The sequence below is a fragment of the Acinetobacter sp. 25-47-122 genome, from assembly GCF_056779695.1.
The window spans coordinates 1-15,300 of record NZ_JBWYIJ010000002.1; the positions used below are offsets into that span (position 1 = coordinate 1).

The 15,300-nt window shown below is 38.4% G+C and carries 13 protein-coding genes; 5 read left to right on the top strand and 8 right to left on the bottom strand.

Annotation, left to right across the window (positions count from 1 at the left end; all coding sequences use genetic code 11):
• Nucleotides 1–3,116, top strand: a 3,116-nt coding sequence (locus tag AC1M9P_RS01535) for a BapA/Bap/LapF family large adhesin (RefSeq protein WP_481586557.1), incomplete at its 5' end; no start/stop codon positions are given.
• Nucleotides 3,117–3,212: 96 nt separating this feature from the next.
• Here the strand turns inward: AC1M9P_RS01535 and AC1M9P_RS01540 are convergent.
• On the bottom strand, nucleotides 3,213–4,175 hold the full coding sequence (locus AC1M9P_RS01540) for an alpha/beta fold hydrolase (RefSeq protein ID WP_092765922.1): 963 nt from the start codon (nucleotides 4,173–4,175) through the stop codon (nucleotides 3,213–3,215).
• A gap of 105 nt (nucleotides 4,176–4,280) precedes the next feature.
• On the opposite strand from AC1M9P_RS01540, the gene AC1M9P_RS01545 reads away from it, so the two are divergent.
• Nucleotides 4,281–4,604 (top strand): MGMT family protein, encoded by a 324-nt coding sequence (locus AC1M9P_RS01545; RefSeq protein WP_171260656.1) that lies wholly within the window; start codon nucleotides 4,281–4,283, stop codon nucleotides 4,602–4,604.
• 32 nt (nucleotides 4,605–4,636) lie between these two features.
• Here the strand turns inward: AC1M9P_RS01545 and AC1M9P_RS01550 are convergent, their stop codons facing one another.
• A complete protein-coding gene (locus tag AC1M9P_RS01550; protein ID WP_092765923.1) occupies nucleotides 4,637–5,077 on the bottom strand; it encodes a universal stress protein in 441 nt (146 codons plus the stop codon).
• 412 nt (nucleotides 5,078–5,489) lie between these two features.
• Between AC1M9P_RS01550 and AC1M9P_RS01555 the strand changes: the two genes are divergently transcribed.
• Entirely contained in the window at nucleotides 5,490–6,314 is an 825-nt protein-coding gene (locus tag AC1M9P_RS01555; protein ID WP_228143061.1) for a hypothetical protein, read from the top strand.
• Between the two features lie 7 nt (nucleotides 6,315–6,321).
• On the opposite strand, the gene AC1M9P_RS01560 is transcribed toward AC1M9P_RS01555, so the two are convergent.
• Nucleotides 6,322–6,948 (bottom strand): CatB-related O-acetyltransferase, encoded by a 627-nt coding sequence (locus tag AC1M9P_RS01560; RefSeq protein WP_481586558.1) that lies wholly within the window; start codon nucleotides 6,946–6,948, stop codon nucleotides 6,322–6,324.
• A gap of 104 nt (nucleotides 6,949–7,052) precedes the next feature.
• Between AC1M9P_RS01560 and AC1M9P_RS01565 the strand changes: the two genes are divergently transcribed.
• Nucleotides 7,053–7,670 (top strand): FMN-binding negative transcriptional regulator, encoded by a 618-nt coding sequence (locus AC1M9P_RS01565; RefSeq protein ID WP_481586559.1) that lies wholly within the window; start codon nucleotides 7,053–7,055, stop codon nucleotides 7,668–7,670.
• Between the two features lie 49 nt (nucleotides 7,671–7,719).
• Here the strand turns inward: AC1M9P_RS01565 and greA are convergent, their stop codons facing one another.
• The 5 genes from greA to AC1M9P_RS01590 form a co-directional block, all read right to left on the bottom strand.
• A complete protein-coding gene (gene greA, locus AC1M9P_RS01570) occupies nucleotides 7,720–8,196 on the bottom strand; it encodes a transcription elongation factor GreA (protein WP_035266896.1) in 477 nt (158 codons plus the stop codon).
• A gap of 94 nt (nucleotides 8,197–8,290) precedes the next feature.
• Nucleotides 8,291–11,524, bottom strand: a complete 3,234-nt coding sequence (carB, locus tag AC1M9P_RS01575) for a carbamoyl-phosphate synthase large subunit (RefSeq protein ID WP_180028121.1) — start codon at nucleotides 11,522–11,524, stop codon at nucleotides 8,291–8,293.
• A 14-nt stretch (nucleotides 11,525–11,538) separates the two neighbouring features.
• Nucleotides 11,539–12,681: a glutamine-hydrolyzing carbamoyl-phosphate synthase small subunit gene (gene carA, locus AC1M9P_RS01580; RefSeq protein ID WP_035266900.1), complete on the bottom strand. Its 1,143-nt coding sequence runs from the start codon at nucleotides 12,679–12,681 to the stop codon at nucleotides 11,539–11,541.
• A gap of 806 nt (nucleotides 12,682–13,487) precedes the next feature.
• Nucleotides 13,488–14,024 carry a DOMON-like domain-containing protein gene (locus AC1M9P_RS01585; RefSeq protein ID WP_180028122.1) on the bottom strand — a complete coding sequence of 179 codons (537 nt, stop codon included), beginning with the start codon at nucleotides 14,022–14,024 and terminating at the stop codon, nucleotides 13,488–13,490.
• A 15-nt stretch (nucleotides 14,025–14,039) separates the two neighbouring features.
• On the bottom strand, nucleotides 14,040–14,363 hold the full coding sequence (locus AC1M9P_RS01590; RefSeq protein ID WP_481586560.1) for a YhbY family RNA-binding protein: 324 nt from the start codon (nucleotides 14,361–14,363) through the stop codon (nucleotides 14,040–14,042).
• A gap of 196 nt (nucleotides 14,364–14,559) precedes the next feature.
• On the opposite strand from AC1M9P_RS01590, the gene rlmE reads away from it, so the two are divergent.
• On the top strand, nucleotides 14,560–15,210 hold the full coding sequence (rlmE, locus tag AC1M9P_RS01595) for a 23S rRNA (uridine(2552)-2'-O)-methyltransferase RlmE (RefSeq protein WP_179998526.1): 651 nt from the start codon (nucleotides 14,560–14,562) through the stop codon (nucleotides 15,208–15,210).
• Nucleotides 15,211–15,300 lie beyond the last annotated feature (90 nt).

A 15,300-nucleotide genomic window follows, 5' to 3' on the forward strand; every position in this document is an offset into this window, starting at 1 on the left:
CAGATAAAGCAGGTAACACAGGTGAATCTCAGCCAGAGAGCTTCGAGGTTGACACAGTAGCGCCTGAATTAACCATCGATGAGCTTAAGCCAACAAACGATACCACTCCTGAAATTACTGGTAAAACAGAACCGGGAGCGATAGTTGATGTTGTGATCAAAGACAAAGACGGTGAAATTGTCTCTGAAGGTAAAGCAGAAGTTGATCCAGAAGGTAACTGGACGTATACACCGACTGAAGAATTACCAGAAGGTCATTACGATATAGAAGTAACTCCGACTGATAAGGCGGGTAACAAAGGTGATACTTCTAAAGAACAGTTAGAAGTTGATACAACACCTCCTTCTGACATTACTATTGATCCAATTGGTGGTGATGATTTCGAATCGAATGATCCTCAACCGGAAATTACAGGAACAGGTGAGAAAGGTTCGCTAGTGGATATCGTGATCACTGGTCCAGATGGCTTCGAAGAGAAGGCAACTGTTGAAGTTGGAGAAGATGGTAAATGGTCGTATAAGCCAGAAGCTGAGTTGGAAGAAGGTGACTACAAAATCGAAGCTACTCCTAAGGATGAAGCTGGAAACGTAGGTAATCCAACTGAACAAGATTTTGTAATCGACTTGACACCACCAGATATCGATATTGATCCGTGGGAAGATGATAATGATCCTTGGTTAGATATCGATCCTTGGGATGATGAAGAAGCAGCATGGGACGTGAGTGAAGCTGCATCTGTACAGGCTGTATCATTAGTTGCTGAGCCTCAAATTGCTGCATTCTCTGCTTTCGCTGCACGCTCACTATTTGTAGCTGAACCAGTAGTAACAGCATCTCAAGTAACGGCGGTTGATCCAAGTATTAATTATACTAATGATCCACAACGTACGATTAGTGGTAATACAGTAAATCCTAAAGAGGTAGCTGTAGAGATAAAAGATGCTAACGGTGCTGTGGTATCTAGTGGTTTAGCAGTGTTGTCTGCAGGCCGTTGGAGTTATAAACCAGCAGAACCTTTAGCAGATGGTATATATACACTTGTAGCCACTGCACGTGATGCTGCTGGTAATACTAGCCGTACAGTTTCTTTAAAATTTGGTGTAGATACACTTTCACCTGATTTGTCAGTTGAAGAGTTATATCCTACAAACGATACTACTCCAGCAATTTCTGGTTCAACTGAACAATATTCTAAAGTTCAAGTCGTGATTAAAGATAAGAATGGAAATACTGTTGTAGATGCACCAGCTTCTGTAGATAGCTCAGGCAATTGGACATTTACACCGCCAAGAGATTTAGCGGATGGAAATTACACAGTTGAAGTAACATCTACTGATTTAGCTAAGAACAAAAAAACTGAAACTCAGCAATTAACAGTTGATACTCAAGCTCCTGATGCTGTGATTATTAATCCAATTACAGATCCAAGTGACTTGAAACCAGTATTAACAGGTAAAGCTGAAGCGAATACTACTGTCGAATTAGTGATTAAGGACTCTACAGGTCGAATTATTGATTCTGCACTTGTTCCTGCTGATCAAAATGGTAATTGGACATATCCAATCAACAATAATTTACCAGAAGGTACAATTATCGTTGAAGCTAAAGCGATTGATGAAGCTGGAAATATCGGTCCTTCATCAAGCATCGGCTTCGATTTGGATGTAACTCCTCCAGATGCTCCAACGGCAACATTTAATGCAGATGGTTCATTAGTAACAGGTACTGCACAAGCTTTATCAACTGTTAAAGTAAAAGATGCAAACAACAACGTGATTGGTACAACCACTGCGGATAGCAATGGAAACTACTCAATTAAGTTGATACCAAGTTTGAATGATGGACAAAATGTATCTGTGACCGCTTCTGATGTAGCGGGTGAATCTGCACCACGTCAAGTGACTGCTCCAAACATTCTGTTGGATGCCATTGATAATGTTGCTAAAGCTGGTATTGAATACGAGTATCCTGTTACAGAGAAATTCATTAAAGATGCAATTTCTTATAATTGGTTGATTGGCTTCGCCGGTTTTGCGATTGGTAAAACAAGTGGTGCTACAGAGTTTACAATTGGTGCAAACAAAACTGCAGATGTGCAGCTTCAAGTAAAATCAGCATCATGGGGAACATTATTAGACTCAGTATCAATTGTTCTTTACCAGCAAAATAGTTCTGGTAAGTGGGTACCAATTGCCAATAATAAATCTGCAGGATTATTTGATTTCATCGGCTTATTTGGAGAAGTTGCTCATATCAATTTAGAAGATTTACCTGCAGGTAAATATTGCATAGAAATGAGTAATGGTAACCTTGCTTCTTTACCAGGTTATGTACAGACTAATTTAGTAATTAAAGAAACTAATACAAGTACAACGCCTGTTGTGAAGTCAATCACTGAAGCGAAGGGTAATGTCATTACTGATCTTGATGCTGTACATGGTAAAGATCTTGTAGTTGCCGGTGCTGTTGTGAAAGCTGTAAATGGTGTTGCGATTAATGGTGCAACAACAATTAAAGGCGAGTTTGGTACATTAACTATTGATGCAAACGGTACATATGCTTATAAGCCAAATGCAAACCTTAACGCGATTGGTAAAACGGATGTATTTAAATACACGATTACTGATCCTGTAACTGGTAAGTCTGATACAGCTCAATTAGTACTTCAAATTGATTCTAAATCAGGTTCACCATTGGCTTGGAGCAAATTCACACCAGAAGCAAACGCGAATGATGCTGATGCATTGGCGAATGAAACAGCAGGTAAGTTTAATTCTACTTACTTGAATGAAACAGTTTCTGCTAAAGGTTTGGATAAGTTGATCTTTAATGTGTTAAATGACAACAGCCATAACGGTGGTAACGGCGTTGACACAATCAATGACTTCCAATTAGGCAGCAGTGTGAAGATTGATGTTTCTGAGTTGTTATCTGATAGTGCAACTGCTCAAAACATTGATAAATTCATCTTTGTCGAGAAAGACGGAAACAATACGAAGTTAAGTATTGATCGTGATGGCGCAGGTACAACTTATAACAAGGTTGACCTAATTACTTTCAACAATACTGATGTTTCACTTCAAGACTTGTTGAACAAAAACCACTTGTTGTTCTAATAGACTAATGTGAAAAAGAGGAACTTCGGTTCCTCTTTTTTTATTCAAGAATAAAAAAAATGGGACATTTAAAATGTCCCATTCATTGTCTATAACTTATTTGAGTAGATTAAGAAAATTTAAATAATGTTGTACGAGGATTTGTTCTTGTTCCAATATTGGTGTATGACCTACACCTTTTAAGATGATAGGCTCTTGAGCATTTTTCAGTAATCCTTTCAGTTCAGCTGCAGCTTCTACATTAATAATTTGATCACGATCTCCCCAAATGATGAGTGTTGGTTGATCGATTGAACGAGCAGCTAGCGCAAATGTTTCAGGTGTAAATGATTTGGACATGAGAATAAGTTGCTCAACGAGTTTCGTGTTATTCGTAACATTGGATATCATGAGCTTTTCTTGTTCGACTTTCAGTTCGTTCGGTATAAATGGAGGTTGCTGCGTAGCAATTTTAAATAATCGATCAAAATCTCCAGGTTTAGAAACGATAAAATTTTTGAGTAAGTTTGGGTCTTTTAAGTAAGGCGTATTGGCAGATTTAAATACACCTGCACTGTTAATGAGTAGTAATGATTTAGTATCGATTGGATACTGCGCAGCATAAAGTAATGCTACAGCACCGCCCATAGAGTGACCGGCAACATTTAGATTTTGATCAACATGAATGGCTTCCGCAAAGCGACGTAATTTTTCGGTTAGATTTGGAATTGAATAATCAAAATCTGCAGCTACTTTACTATCACCTTGTCCAGGTAAATCAGGGATAATGACGTGATAATGTGGTGTCAGATAGCGAGCGACTCGGTTCCAATTATCCCGACTGCCTGCAAGACCATGAACAAGCATAAGTACTGGTTTGCCTTTGGTTCCACCTTCACTGTAAGCCCAATCGATGTCGGAGACTTTAATGCGCTTGGTATTCAGTCCAGCCCAAGCACGTTCTTGTTGTAAAATATTTTGTATATTTATACTGCTTGGCGCGGCTTGAGTTGTCGATGTAATAGAGATTGTACCGACTGCAATTGAAGCAGCAAGTAAGTGTGAAAATATCCTTTTCATTGTATTTCTCTGTGTATTGTTATTGTGCAAATTTAGATTAAGTGAGTCTGTTATGAAATGCATTTGCTCAAATCAATCATCCGATAAACTATAGGTCAATTATTGATGAATCGATCAGTATCAGCGGAAATGGCACAGTTGATCTTGGCCACAGTATCACAAATTCCTTATGGGAAAGTAGCCAGTTATGGTCAAATTGCTGCGATGTCAGGACTGCCTAAACATGCCCGTTTGGTTGGTCGTGTTTTGAATCAATTAGATGTGAGTAGCGACTTGCCTTGGCATCGTGTCATTAATGTGCAAGGTAAAATTAGTCATCTGCGTTTGGATGATCAAGGTTTTAATTGCCAGCAAGCTAGATTGCTTAAAGAGGGTATTGTGTTTAACAATGGCAAAATAGATTTTAAAGTTTTTGGATGGTTCGAGTAGCTCCGTATGATGGTATACGGAGCTATCAGTTATTATTGCTTTACGACAAAAACAGGTACATTGACTTCAGTGATGAGGCTTTGTGCGACACTGCCCATAATTAATTTCTTGAATCCTGAGCGACCGTGCGAGCTGATAACAATCAGATCAATATTAAGCTCATCAATTGACTTCATTATTGTGCGGTGAATACTTTCTCCTTCGAGTATTTTAGTCTCTACGTCTACTCCATATTCATTAAACTTTGCTTTAGCTTGAGCTAGGTTATCTTCAATAAATTTTCGTGCTCGTTCAATTAAAAGATTTGACTGCCCATCTGAGAGATATTCTGCTGCGATATAGGGATCGAGTGTCATCACTTGAACAACAGTAATGTTGCTGTTAAATGCTTTAGCCAAATCAACAGCATGCTGAACGACGTTGAGTGCTACTTCTGAACCATCCACTGGAACGAGGATATGTTGATAACTCATGTTGTTCTCCTTTTTTAACCGTTTTAATTAAAAGTGTATAAGTTCATCATAGACCTTAATTGTTCAAAATAAAACCAAGTGTAAAACTATGGTTTTTTATATTAAGTTATTGTTTTTGATTTATTATCTTAAATTTTAGAGATATAAGATAGTAACGAACTATGAAGAATGAAATTTGATTAACTGAATCATAAAAAGATCAATTTGAAAGTATTGTAATGAGTAGAGATGTAATTATGGGTGTTTCAGATCTCTATAAACTCTAGAGTTGATATTTAGAATTAAAAAAAGTATTAGCCTTACTTTAGCGACTATATTTTGAAAACCCACTCCGTTTGAGTGGGTTTTTTTATGTCTTTAAGAGTGATAATGATAAGATATTTGGAAAATAAGCAACTGAATTCTATATTTAATGAATAAGAAGTTTTTTGAATGGATTAAAGTAAATATTGGAAGTTGTTTATCATGGGCGATAACTTTTGGTTGGTTAATTTTTATCTATTTAAAAATTCACAACGGTGTAATACCTAAAGATTTAAATGAATTTGGTGATTTTATTGCGGGAGCTTTTGCTCCATTAGCATTTTTTTGGTTGGTTAGAGGTTTTTATCAACAGGGCAAAGGCCTTAAGCAAAATTCAGAAGCTTTAAAACTTCAAGCAACTGAGTTAGGAAAAACGACTCAAGCATTGGAATTGCAAGTAAAAGAAATGCAGGCTTCTGTAGAGCAGCAGTCACGTTTGACTAAGGTGTACGAAGAAGAACTTCAGCAAAAGCATTTTCAAGTGCAACCTTATTTTGAATATGCTTTTAAAGTGACGAAGAATTATTTAATTGATGAGCCTATATTTGATGTAGATGATAATGTCATTGATATTTATGAGGAAAGAAGAATCGAGTTTACTTTAACAATTAAGAACTTTGGTGATAGGGCAAGAAATTTGATAATTAGATCTCGTAAAGGACAACCCTATATTCAAAGAAAACAGTATAAACTTGAGAATTCAGAAAACTTTATTATAGTTTTTGAAGTTGATGGTAAGTTCGCGCAAGAATTAAGTGAGGGAAAACACAATTTGGTAAGGATGTTCAAAGTTCAATACCAAGATATATATGGTAAATCTTACGATGAATACATTAAGTGTACTGTCAACCCAATTACTTTCCATGATGATGACAATATTTATTTACATGAAGAAATTAATTTGGTTGCAAGAGAAGAAGCACTACAATCTTAATATAATTTTACGTAGATGATGTAATGTACTTCACTAAATTTTCAATATTATCGGTCTGCAACTGTTCACGCATTTTTAAAAACTGCTTTTCGTCTAAATCATAAAGTTTTAGAGAAAGCAGTTTTTTAATATCTTGTTCAGAAAAGCGATATTTAATAATTTTCGCAGGTACACCACCTACGACAGCATAAGGTGGCACGTCTTTGGTGACGACAGCACCAGTTGCCACCACTGCGCCTTCACCAAGTTTTACCCCTTGCATAATCATGGCACGACTACCAATCCAACAACCATCACCAATGACAGTATCGCCAGCAGGCACAAAACTACGCGTATCAAAAGGAAATGCTGAAATCCAGTCGGTACGGTGTAACTGATTTCCACCCATCATGATGACACACTCAGCGCCAAAACAGACAAAATTGCCAATATAAAGCTGATCGATGGGTTTTTCTGGTGTCGAAGGTTTGTCATGTAGATAACGCACTACACAACGCTCAAAACCTTGATCCCAATAGGCTGAGTAATAACTGTAATTGCCTTTAATATGAATATTCGGATTTTTGACTGTTTTAGAGATAAATTCGAATTCGCACCAGTGATTGATAGGGGAGTTGATCAGCTTTTCAGACATGGTGAAATAAAAGGAGAATATTTTAGGGCATTATATACCAATTAAAACTTACATCCTGAATAAAAACTTTTATATTCATTGAGCATTAGAAGAATGGAAAAGCTATGTTTGTTGAAACAGAATTTAGAGAAGATAGACCTGAAGAAATATATAGAATAATAAAGGAGTATCCTCTTGCATCTTTGGTCGCACAGACCCAAACAGGGTTAATTGCTGAACATATCCCGCTCATATTAGTAGATGAACAAACATTGAGAGGACATGTTTCATTGCAGAATACACTATTCAATCATTCGATTTTGAATAATCAAATACTATGCATCTTTAAAGCAGAGGATGCTTATATTTCACCGAATTATTATCCTTCAAAATTTGAAGATCACAAAAAAGTACCTACTTGGAATTATCAAGTCGTACACATTAATGGTGAAATTCAGTTTTATCATGATCAGAAAACTAAACTTGCAGTATTAGGTCAACTCACCCAACAACATGAACGTATCACGAATGGTAAAAATGCTTGGAAAATGGCAGATGCACCAAAAGATTTCTTGATGGAAATGCTCAACCATTTTGTTGTATTTGAAATTAAAATTGAAAGAGTCATTGCTAAATCAAAACTAAGTCAAAATAGAGAGGAAAAAGATTTTCGTAATGTTATTACGAAGCTTCATGAAGCTGGAAAAGTGCATCTAGCAAAAACAATGAATCAATTAAAATGAAAATAAAAAACCCCTCATCAGAGGGGTTTATAGCCTAAAATCTCAAGAATTAAAGATATTCTACGCTCACAATTTCGTATTCAACTTCACCTTGAGGTGTCGTAATTTTAACTTCATCGCCTTCATTTTTACCCAAAAGACCACGCGCGATAGGGGAATTCACAGATATTTTGTTAATTTTAAAATCTGCTTCGTCGTCACCAACAATTTGATACGTCTTACGTTCTTCAGTATCCAAATTTTCAATTGTAACTGTCACGCCAAAAACAACGCGTCCATTTTGCTCAAGTTCTTTAACGTCAATCACTTGTGCAGCACCCAATTTTCCTTCGATATCTTGGATACGGCCTTCACAGAAACCTTGTTGCTCACGTGCAGCGTGGTATTCCGCGTTTTCTTTAAGATCTCCGTGTTCACGTGCTTCAGCAATCGCTGCTGTAATACGAGGACGATCTACAGTTTTAAGTTGGTGTAATTCTTTCTCAAGCGCTTCTTTGCCTTGAGGTGTCATAGGATAACGTTGCATAGTTGTCCCTCAAAAAAGTAAGTATGAAAAATACTAAGTCTATAAATGAAAAAAAGCCCGCCACCAAGAGGTGGCGGGACTTCTTGGTAGTGTATTAACCTACTGTTTGTAAGTCTTGCAAACGATATACATCCATTGGCAATTTGATTGCTAAAGCTTGGCAAACTGCATCTGCACCATTAAGGGTAGTCGTATGATAGACCTTACCTTGAAGTGCAGAACGGCGGATTGAGAACGAATCCTGCTGAGCTTGTTTACCTTCTGTTGTATTGATAATGAGGTGTATTTCGCCATTTTTCAAGCGGTCCACAATATTTGGACGACCTTCAGTCACTTTATTTACACGTTCACATTCAATACCAGCCGCTTTGATGACATCGTAAGTGCCACCAGTAGCAAGTATTTTGAAGCCAAAGTCAGCAAGTTGTTTTGCAATACCAGCTGCACGCGGTTTATCAGAATCACGTACAGAGATGAACGCATGTTTAACTTCACCTTCCGTTGGAAGACCTGGTAAACGCTCATTTGCACCTAATACAGCTTTATAGAACGCTTCACCAAATGTTTTACCAACACCCATTACTTCACCTGTAGATTTCATCTCAGGCCCAAGGATTGGATCAACACCAGGGAACTTGTTGAATGGGAACACTGCTTCTTTAACAGAGAAGTGCTCAGGGATAATCTCTGTAGTGAATCCTTGAGATTCTAAAGATTGACCCGCCATACAACGTGCAGCGACTTTCGCTAAAGACTCACCGATACACTTAGATACAAATGGAACTGTACGTGATGCACGTGGGTTCACTTCTAAAATGTAAACGTCTTCGCCTTTAACAGCAAACTGTACGTTCATTAAACCAACAACACCAAGCTCTTTCGCCATCGCGATAGTTTGACGGCGCATTTCGTCCTGAATCTCTTTAGAAAGAGAGTAAGGAGGGATCGAACATGCAGAGTCACCTGAGTGGATACCTGCTTGTTCGATGTGCTGCATGATACCGCCAATCACCACGTCTTTACCGTCAGATACGCAGTCTACGTCAACTTCGATCGCGTCGTCTAGGAAGCGGTCAAGAAGAACAGGGGCATCGTTAGAAGCTTGAACAGCATCACGTAAATAGCGACGTAATTCTTCGTCGTTATATACGATTTCCATTGCACGACCACCAAGTACATAAGATGGACGTACTACAAGTGGATAGCCAACTTTTGCTGCTTCAGCCATACCTTCTTCAGCAGATTTTACAATGCTGTTGTTTGGTTGACGAAGTTGCAGACGTTGAATCATTTGTTGGAAACGTTCACGGTCTTCTGCACGGTCAATCGCATCAGGAGATGTACCAATAATTGGTGCACCAGCTTCTTCTAAAGCACGAGCCAATTTAAGTGGTGTTTGACCACCGTACTGTACGATGATGCCTTTTGGCTTCTCAATACGTACGATTTCTAACACATCTTCAAGTGTAATTGGTTCGAAGTACAGGCGATCAGATGTGTCATAGTCAGTAGAAACCGTTTCTGGGTTACAGTTCACCATGATTGTTTCATAACCGTCTTCACGCATTGCAAGCGCCGCGTGTACACAGCAGTAATCGAATTCGATACCTTGACCAATACGGTTAGGACCACCACCAATCACCATGATCTTGTCTTTGCTAGACGGGTTTGATTCACATTCGTCATCGTAAGTTGAATACATATACGCTGTGTCTGATTCAAATTCAGCAGCACAAGTATCTACACGTTTGTAAACTGGGGTTACGCCCAAGTTCCAACGATGTTTACGGAATTGTTTTTGTGAAATACCCATCAAGTTCGCAATACGAAGGTCAGATAAACCTTTACGTTTAAATGAACGGATGTTGTCCGCATTTAGATCGCCAAAACCTAAAGTTTTGATTTGGTTTTCTGTTTTGATGATGTCTTCGATTTGGATCAAGAACCATTTGTCGATCTTAGTAGCTTGGAATACATCTTCTAATGTAAAGCCGTGACGGAAAGCATCAGCAACATACCAAATACGCTCAGGACCCGGAACACGAAGTTCTTGTAAGATTTTCTCACGCGCGCCTTCAGCACCCACTTCGATTTTTTCATCAAAGCCAGTTGCACCCACTTCAAGACCACGAAGTGCTTTGTTCATGGACTCTTGGAAGTTACGACCAATCGCCATCACTTCACCAACAGATTTCATCTGTGTGGTTAAAGTTGCGTCAGCTTGTGGGAATTTCTCAAAGTTGAAACGTGGAACTTTAGTTACAACGTAGTCAATCGCAGGTTCGAAAGATGCTGGAGTTGTACCGCCAGTGATGTCGTTTTTAAGCTCATCAAGGGTATAACCAACCGCTAATTTCGCAGCGATTTTCGCAATAGGGAAACCAGTTGCTTTTGAAGCCAATGCAGAAGAACGAGATACACGTGGGTTCATCTCGATCACAACCATACGGCCAGTATTTGGACAAATACCAAACTGTACGTTAGAACCACCTGTTTCTACACCAATCTCACGTAACACTGCTAAAGATGCATTACGCATTAACTGATATTCTTTATCTGTTAATGTTTGTGCAGGTGCAACAGTGATTGAGTCACCTGTGTGTACGCCCATTGGGTCAAAGTTTTCAATCGAACATACGATGATACAGTTGTCGTTTTTGTCACGAACAACTTCCATCTCATATTCTTTCCAACCAATTAAAGATTCATCGATCAATAATTGTTTAGTTGGAGAAAGATCGAAACCGCGTTCACAGATTTCAAGGAATTCTTCTTTGTTGTATGCGATACCACCGCCTGAACCACCCATGGTAAATGATGGACGGATAATCACTGGGAAGCCGAAACGTGCTTGAATTTCTAAAGCTTCTTCCATTGATTCAGCGATTGCTGCTTTTGGACATTCAAGACCAATTTTACGCATTGCTTGGTCGAAAAGTTTACGGTCTTCCGCTTTTTCGATCGCTTCTTTCGTTGCACCAATCAATTCAACATTGAATTTTTCTAAAATGCCATGCTCATCAAGGGCAAGGGCACAGTTCAATGCAGTCTGACCACCCATTGTTGGAAGAACTGCGTCTGGGCGTTCTTTCTCAATGATCGCTGCAACTGTTTGCCAAGTGATTGGCTCGATATACGTTGCATCTGCCATTGCAGGGTCAGTCATGATCGTTGCAGGGTTAGAGTTTACCAGAATTACACGGTAACCTTCTTCACGTAATGCTTTACATGCTTGTGCACCTGAGTAGTCAAACTCACACGCCTGACCGATAACAATTGGACCAGCACCAATAATTAAGATGCTTTTAATATCCGTACGCTTTGGCATTATTTGCTCCTCAATTACTTCTTAGATGCTTCAATAAGTTCGATGAAATGATCGAACAATGGTGCGCAGTCATGTGGACCTGGGCTTGCTTCTGGGTGACCTTGGAAACTAAACGCAGGCTTATCTGTACGATGAATCCCTTGAAGAGTTTGATCGAACAATGATTTGTGCGTCGCTTTAAGGTTTGCAGGTAATGTTTCTGCATCCACTGCGAAGCCATGGTTTTGAGAAGTAATCATCACTGTACCATCTTCGATGTTTTGTACAGGATGGTTCGCACCATGGTGACCATGAGGCATTTTCACCGTTTTAGCGCCAGAAGCGAGAGCAAGAATTTGGTGACCCAAGCAAATACCAAATACAGGTACGTTACGAGCATCTTCAACAATTGTTTTTACAGCTTCAATTGCATAGTCACATGCTGCAGGATCGCCAGGACCATTCGATAAGAATACGCCATCTGGATTTAGAGCAAGAACTTTTTCAGCAGGAGTTTGTGCAGGTACAACAGTTAATTTACAACCGCGGTCTGCGAGCATACGTAAGATGTTGGTTTTGACACCGTAATCATATGCGACAACATGAAATTTTGCTTCTGGTTGGGAGAAACCTTGACCTAATTTCCAAGAACCTTCAGTCCATTCGAAACCGTTTGGATCACAGCATTCTTTCGCAAGGTCTAAACCATTCAGACCGCCGAATGCACGAGCTTTTTCTAAAGCTTCTTCTTCTGTAATATTTTCACCAGCTAAGATACAACCGTTTTGTGCACCTTTAGCACGTAAAATACGTGTCAGTTTACGTGTATCAATGTCAGCGATAGCGACAACATTGTGAGATTTTAAGTATTCGCCTAAAGATTGCGTAGATCGGAAGTTGCTGTGCAATAAAGGTAGGTCACGAATGATCAATCCGTTTGCCCATACTTTATGAATTCGACCTGACTCAGCGTCTTCATCATTACAACCTGTGTTACCAATGTGTGGATAGGTAAGCGTAACAAGCTGTTGTGCATAACTTGGGTCAGTCAAAATTTCTTGATAGCCAGTCATGGCAGTGTTGAAAACGACTTCACCAGTCGTACTACCCGATGCACCGATTGACGTTCCTTTAAAGATCGTACCATCGGCAAGGGCTAAAATTGCTGGGGTGCTCAAACCAAAGCTCCTGAAATTTAGGCTGTAAAAAAGCGAGTAGACGAAAAAAAAGGAAGGCTACTTTAAAACCCACCCTCCTTACATCTGCTCGCTTGAACTTAACACGGCATTATACGCAAACACCTTGATAAAGTCCACGTAAATAAACCTGAATTCGTCAGATATATACCTTGTAATTTGTTTAAAAGTCTGCTTTTTAAACTTTGGACAAAAGTCTAAGAATGTAAGAATTGTTTAATAATTCAAAAGTTAAGTTTTATCACGATTTATCAAAATTTATGTAGACTTACAATTAATAAGCTAAGTTTCTGAAACAGAATAACAAAGCTTCTGAAAAGCTGATTTGTTAACTAGAACAAATGTTGAAGTTGCTCCAAATGCTTCCTAAAAGTTCGAAAAAAGTACTGATTAGGTCAATTTACCAGTATTTTAGAAAGGACTGATTAAATATGGAAAATAGAGGTAAATAATGAATTGCTTGTTAAAAGCGTTGGTTCAATTATTCAAAGATGAAATTGGTAGTTAGCATGCTGGGTTTTAAAAATTAAACCGAGATCGAATTTAAAGAGATTTGACGCTACTTCGGTGTTTGTGAAGAAATATTTAAGAGCAGATTTGGCTGTTCAAGTGATTAAGGACAATTTTGAAAATTAGAAATGAATAACAGGAATTACAAATATAACTAGATATAACACGTTGAGATCAGCTGTATAAAACTTAACTCTAAAAGAGGTCGGAAGAGTCTACAACTATAGAACTTAAATATTGGGGTAAAAAAATAGTGAGATTAAATCTCACTATTTTTTTTAAAACTGATGCAACCAATCGCGCTTGTTATGGAAGTCAGCTTCAGGACTACTATGCTGCATCGCATAATAATGTTTAGCTTGCGATGTGTTTAATACAGCGGATAAGCCAATAAAAATATCCTGCCATTTCAATTTATGTTTTAACATAAACTCCGTTAGATCAAGGCTCACATTTAAACCATAGTGCGTTTTTTTGAGTGAATTCAGTTCTATGTCATAAGCTGCTTGAGGTGGCATATCTTCAGGGTAACGATACTCTTCAAATTGATACGCTTGCCAAGCTTGAGAAGGGGAGAGATTGACTTCACGATAAAAGTCCTGATCTTTCACCCCAATGAAAATTTCAAAGCAGGTTTCTTCCCAAAGAAAATCTCGTCGTGGATGACCAGCTACAATTTCCGGATAAACTAAGTATTGATTTGGGTCACGTAACCAATAGCCCACATTTAGTGTGTATGGACTCGCTTGTTCAATTGCACCAACCAAGGAGATATCAAAGTAACGGTCAAAAGAATTTAGTTCGTAACTTGCCATTCAATGCAACTCAAATTAATTAGAAAGATGTGCGTGGCGAACAAGATTCGAAAGTTTAGGATTTTGTTTTGCCGCTTTCTTATATAAAAGTGCAATCTTTCCAATGGTTTGAACAACCTCTGCGCCAGTGACTTCGGCGATTTCAGTAATGACTGCTGCACGAGCATCACGATCTTTACCGCCAATTTTTACTTTAATTAACTCATGATCATTTAAAGCACGTTGAGTTTCTTCAATGACATTTTCAGTTAAACCTTGACCACCTAACATTACCACTGGGTTAAGTGCATGTCCGATTTGACGCAAACGTTTGCGTTCCTGAATTGATAAAGCCGCCATAAAGATAACCTAATTTTAAAAACGACTTAGTATAGCAAATCAAGAGATCAAACGCTTATGTTTCTCAGAAATAATCGATCAACTTAAATCAAAAAAACATAAACGATAATCTTGAATTAGATACAGATGAATACTGCAAGGGGGATAAAATTCACGTACAATAAAAAGTTAGAAGATTACGTGTATTTAAAGAGTTATGGCAACACGCATTACCAATCAGAAGTTATCCAAAAGTAGTCGTGCGTGGATGAGAGAGCATTTAGATGACCCGTTTGTGAAAAAAGCACAAAAGGAAGGTTATCGTGCGCGTGCTGCATATAAATTGCTTGAAATCCAAGAGAAATACAAAATCATTAAACCTGGTATGACTGTTGTGGACCTTGGTGCTGCTCCTGGTAGTTGGTCCCAAATCGCCGGAAAATTAGTGGGTGATAAAGGTTTAGTGATCGCATCAGATATTTTGGAAATGGATGCACTTCCAGATGTGACGTTCCTGCAAGGAGACTTTCGAGAAGAGGAAGTTTTCGAAAAATTGTTAAATATTTTAAATGGACGAACTGTAGACGTTGTAATTTCAGATATGGCCCCCAATACATCAGGTAATAAGGCCGTTGATCAACCTCGACAAATTTATTTGTGTGAACTTGCATTAGACTTTGCCAATAAAGTTTTAGGTCCGAAAGGACAGTTTGTTGTCAAAGTTTTCCAAGGAACTGGTTTTGACGAATTCCGTAAGGAAGTTGTAGACAGTTTTGAAGTATTAAAAACTGCAAAGCCTGCTGCCTCGCGTGCTCGTTCGAAGGAAGTTTTTTTAATTGGACAGGGCCGTAAAAAGAATTCGCAATAAAGTGACTTGCCAAGTCGCTAAAAAATGTGCATTTTGTACCTTTTGAATATTTTATTGCGAAATTGATTTACTCGCTTTTTGTTAAAGGTC

Excerpts from the sequence above, each read along its gene's own strand:
- rlmE (WP_179998526.1), top strand. The coding sequence starts at position 14,560 with ATGGCAACACGCATTACCAATCAGAAGTTATCCAAAAGTAGTCGTGCG.
- AC1M9P_RS01550 (WP_092765923.1), bottom strand. The coding sequence starts at position 5,077 with ATGAGTTATCAACATATCCTCGTTCCAGTGGATGGTTCAGAAGTAGCA.
- AC1M9P_RS01565 (WP_481586559.1), top strand. The coding sequence starts at position 7,053 with ATGTTTGTTGAAACAGAATTTAGAGAAGATAGACCTGAAGAAATATAT.
- AC1M9P_RS01545 (WP_171260656.1), top strand. The coding sequence starts at position 4,281 with ATGAATCGATCAGTATCAGCGGAAATGGCACAGTTGATCTTGGCCACA.
- AC1M9P_RS01540 (WP_092765922.1), bottom strand. The coding sequence starts at position 4,175 with ATGAAAAGGATATTTTCACACTTACTTGCTGCTTCAATTGCAGTCGGT.
- AC1M9P_RS01555 (WP_228143061.1), top strand. The coding sequence starts at position 5,490 with ATGAATAAGAAGTTTTTTGAATGGATTAAAGTAAATATTGGAAGTTGT.
- greA (WP_035266896.1), bottom strand. The coding sequence starts at position 8,196 with ATGCAACGTTATCCTATGACACCTCAAGGCAAAGAAGCGCTTGAGAAA.
- AC1M9P_RS01585 (WP_180028122.1), bottom strand. The coding sequence starts at position 14,024 with ATGGCAAGTTACGAACTAAATTCTTTTGACCGTTACTTTGATATCTCC.
- AC1M9P_RS01560 (WP_481586558.1), bottom strand. The coding sequence starts at position 6,948 with ATGTCTGAAAAGCTGATCAACTCCCCTATCAATCACTGGTGCGAATTC.
- carB (WP_180028121.1), bottom strand. The coding sequence starts at position 11,524 with ATGCCAAAGCGTACGGATATTAAAAGCATCTTAATTATTGGTGCTGGT.
- AC1M9P_RS01590 (WP_481586560.1), bottom strand. The coding sequence starts at position 14,363 with ATGGCGGCTTTATCAATTCAGGAACGCAAACGTTTGCGTCAAATCGGA.